Source organism: Rubrivivax rivuli, assembly GCF_004016505.1.
GTDB classification, from domain to species: domain Bacteria; phylum Pseudomonadota; class Gammaproteobacteria; order Burkholderiales; family Burkholderiaceae_C; genus Rubrivivax; species Rubrivivax rivuli.
On record NZ_SACR01000020.1, the window covers coordinates 1 to 390 of the forward strand.

Below are 390 nucleotides of genomic sequence, written 5' to 3' on the forward strand. Positions count from 1 at the left end.
ACGGCCAGGTGGCCGACATGGCAGAGATCAATGCGATCGCGGCACGGCACGGGCTGCCGGTCATCGAGGATGCGGCGCAGAGCTTCGGTGCGAGCTACCAGGGTGGCAAAAGCTGCAACCTCAGCACTCTGGGCTGCACCAGCTTCTTCCCCAGCAAGCCGCTGGGCTGCTATGGCGACGGCGGGGCCATCTTCACGAACGACGACGCGCTGGCCAAGGCGTGCCGCGAGATCCGCGTGCACGGGCAGAGTCAACGCTACACACACACGCGGGTGGGGGTGGGTGGTCGCATGGACACGCTGCAGTGCGCGGTGGTCCTGGGCAAGCTCGACCGCTTCGAGTGGGAACTGGCGCAGCGCCGGCGGCTGGGTGCGCGCTATGGCGAATTGC

At 67.7% G+C, this 390-nt stretch carries 1 protein-coding gene; it reads left to right on the plus strand.

What is annotated here, in order from left to right:
* On the plus strand, positions 1–390 hold a 390-nt coding region (locus tag EOE66_RS21640), incomplete at both ends, for a DegT/DnrJ/EryC1/StrS family aminotransferase (protein WP_205702798.1).